Raw genomic sequence first — 3,287 nt, forward strand, 5'->3', positions numbered from 1 at the left:
CCCCTTTTGAAATCTATTATACCTCACAAACACTATTATAGCAATAAAATAATTGCAAAATGTGATAAAAATAAGAGAAAATGCTTGTTTTCTCGCTATGTTCATAGAAAAAAAATCAGCAAAGGCTTAAAATCAAAGCAGCATAACTCATCAAAAATAACCAAAAAAAGAGCTTCGTTTAAATTTAGCTGATTTTTACCCACATTAAACACAATTACAACCCAATCCAAAAAAAGCGGCGTGGATTTACTGTCTCATCTTTCTGCCAATCAGCGCAAAAATCACGATCACGCCGGCGATCATCAACCCAGCCTTCACGTAAAACGCTCTTCTCTCGCGCACGGCTTCGGGCGAGCTGGTTTTGAGCCGCACCTTGACGCTCATGCCGCCCGCTACGATGCTTAGCGTATCGCCCACCATGCCTTTTAGCTTCACGCTTAGCGTGTTTGTGCCGCTTTGCGCGACCGTAGGCGTCATAAAGCCCGAGGCCTTGTAAGAGTAGCGCGTCATGAGGTCGTTGCAGTCTTTGGGGCGGAAAAATATCTCGTAGGTCTTATCCGCATCCACGCCCAGCACGTCGCCGTCGCGCGCGTCAAAATACGGATTTTGCGGAGTTTTGGTTTTAAAGCTCCATTTTATCTGCTTTACCTGAGCGCCCGCGCTTTGGGTGTTTTGATTTCGCGCACCTGCTTGCTCATAGCTAAAAACCGCCTCATACTGCGCGCCAAAGTCAAAAACCTCGCGCGAAAAAACCGCAAACTGCTTGGACGAAAATTTGGAGTTTATGTCGTTGGTGCTCGTGATGACGTGCAAATTTTGGATCTTTTGCCCGTCTTTAAATATCTCAAAATCTTTAAATTTTACATCGCCAGCGTTTGCGTTAAACTCGATACTAACGGGGTTTGCCGTGATCTTGCACTCGGGAAATGGGTCCGGGATCTCGCCGCTAAAATAGGGCGTCACCGCAGTAGCGTCCGGGAATTTGACGTAGGGCTTCATTGAGCCTGTGAAATTGTCAAATTTGGCATCTTTGATTTTTAGATTTTTATCAGCGCAGACATTTGTATAAAACCGTCCCGCGCCCGTATCGCTAGCACCTTTAGCGCAAAAGCCGTTTAACCGCGAGTTGCCCATCTCAAAGACGAAGGCGTTAAATTTGTCTTTGGACGCGAGCGCGTAGCCGACCTCATCGACGCTCAAATTTAAAAACGCAAAGCGGTGATAGATCGCCGCAAACAGCCCATCCACCGCATCTTTAAAGTCGCTTTTATAAGCGATATTTTCAAGCACTAGGGTTGATTTGTAGCCCACGGCTAGGGCTCTATCGGCTGGAGTCGCGCCGCTAAATTTCACCCGTCCGGCCGCCTCGTCGTGCCCCATATATTCGTTTTGGGCACTATACTCGGCATGATTTTTAGCCGCCTGGCTTAAAATTTGATTTGGTTTTAGGGAGGAGAGTCCGGAGCCGCGGCGGTACTCGTTTAGATACGCGACTGCATCGGAGTCAGGAACAAAAGAAAACTCGGGCTGCTTGGCGGACTTTAGCGCGGAGCTTTGACTCTGCCCGCCAAAGATATCGCAACCCGAGAGAAAAAAGGCGCAGGCTAAAAGGCCGAATTTAAGCCCGCGTTTTACAGAGTAAATTTTCAACCAGCGCCCTTTAAATTTAAGCCTTAGGGCCGGCTTTTGCGTATTCTACGCCCTCTTTTACGTCCTCGTAGCGTTTGAAATTCGCCTCAAACATGCTCGCTAGCTTATCGCGAGTAGCGACATATTCGCTCTTATTTTCCCACGTGTTGATAGGATTTAGCAGCTTTGTCTCGACGCCTGCGAGCTCTTTTGGGATCGCTAGATTAAATTTCTCAAAATTTTCAAATTCGCACTTTTTGATACTGCCGTCCAGGATCGCGTTTATGCATGCCCGAGTGGCTTTGATGCTCATTCGCTTGCCCACGCCGTATGCGCCGCCGCTCCAGCCGGTGTTTACGAGATAGACGCTGACATTATGCTTGTCGATCTTTTCGCCCAGAAGCTTAGCGTAAACGGTCGGGTGCAGCGGCATAAACGGCTCGCCGAAACACGCGCTAAAGGTCGCCACGGGCTCGGTGATACCGCGCTCGGTGCCCGCGACTTTGGCCGTGTAGCCGCTTAGGAAATAATACATCGCCTGCTCTTTGGTTAGCTTTGCGACCGGAGGCAAAACGCCGAATGCATCGGCTGTTAGGAAGATGATATTTTTCGGATGGCCGCCTGCAGAGCTTGGTTCGTAGTTATCGATATGATAGATCGGGTAGCTAACGCGGGTGTTTTCGGTCTTGCTGCCGTCTTTGTAGTCCACGACGCCAGCCTCATCCGCGACCACGTTTTCAAGCAGCGCGTCGCGTTTGATCGCGGCGTAAATTTCAGGCTCGCTGCTCGGGTCTAAATTTATGCACTTCGCGTAGCAGCCGCCCTCGAAGTTAAATATCCCCTCATCGTCCCAGCCGTGCTCATCATCGCCTATTAGCTTGCGGTTTGGATCGGTCGATAGCGTCGTTTTGCCCGTGCCGCTTAGGCCGAAAAATAGCGCCGTGTCGCCATCTTTGCCCACGTTTGCCGAGCAGTGCATAGACATCTTGCCCGCAAGCGGCAGCCAGTAGTTCATCATCGAGAAAATGCCCTTTTTCATCTCGCCGCCGTACCATGTGCCGCCGATAACCGCGACGTTTTCCTCGACGTTAAAGATAACGAAAACGTCGGAGTTTAGCCCCTGCTCTTTGCACTCTTCGTTTTTGCATTTGCACGCGTTGTAAACGACGAAATCGGGATGAAATTCCGCTAGCTCGCTCTCGCTTGGGCGGATGAACATATTTTTTACGAAATGCGCCTGCCACGCGACTTCGGTTACGAAACGCACGTTTTTGCGGCTGGATTTGCTAGCGCCGCAAAATGCGTCTTGGATAAAGATTTCCTTGCCGCTTAGCTGGGCTTTTGCTTTAGCTAAAAGCTTATCGAAAAGCTCTTTTGAGATAGGTTGATTTATCTTGCCCCAGGCGATGTATTTTTGGCTCGGATCTTGTTTTACGAAGTACTTATCCTTTGGGCTACGACCTGTAAATATGCCCGTGTCCACCATAAATGTGCCGTTACTGCTAACGCGTCCCTCGCCCATCGCCTTTTCAAGCTCGAAAAGCTCGTCGTAACTTAGGTTATGATTGATTTTTTTGATATCTTTAAGACCTAGTTTATCCAGATCGTTCGGAGTTGTCATTTTGCGTCCTTTTTAAATTAAATTTTGATAAAAGATT

General features: G+C 48.7%; 3 protein-coding genes. 1 reads left to right on the plus strand and 2 read right to left on the minus strand.

Annotation, left to right across the window (positions count from 1 at the left end):
• Positions 1-192: hypothetical protein (locus Q0314_RS05350; protein ID WP_298057325.1), on the plus strand; the 192-nt coding region annotated here is incomplete at its 5' end.
• 54 nt (positions 193-246) lie between these two features.
• Here the strand turns inward: Q0314_RS05350 and Q0314_RS05355 are convergent.
• Positions 247-1,650, minus strand: coding sequence for a CAP domain-containing protein (locus tag Q0314_RS05355; protein ID WP_298057327.1), 1,404 nt, complete (start codon positions 1,648-1,650; stop codon positions 247-249).
• A gap of 16 nt (positions 1,651-1,666) precedes the next feature.
• A complete protein-coding gene (pckA, locus tag Q0314_RS05360) occupies positions 1,667-3,250 on the minus strand; it encodes a phosphoenolpyruvate carboxykinase (ATP) (RefSeq protein WP_298057328.1) in 1,584 nt (527 codons plus the stop codon).
• Positions 3,251-3,287 lie beyond the last annotated feature (37 nt).

The organism is uncultured Campylobacter sp. (assembly GCF_938040115.1).
GTDB lineage: Bacteria > Campylobacterota > Campylobacteria > Campylobacterales > Campylobacteraceae > Campylobacter_A.

Coding starts and splice junctions, on each gene's coding strand:
- pckA (WP_298057328.1), bottom strand. CDS start 3,250: ATGACAACTCCGAACGATCTGGATAAACTAGGTCTTAAAGATATCAAA.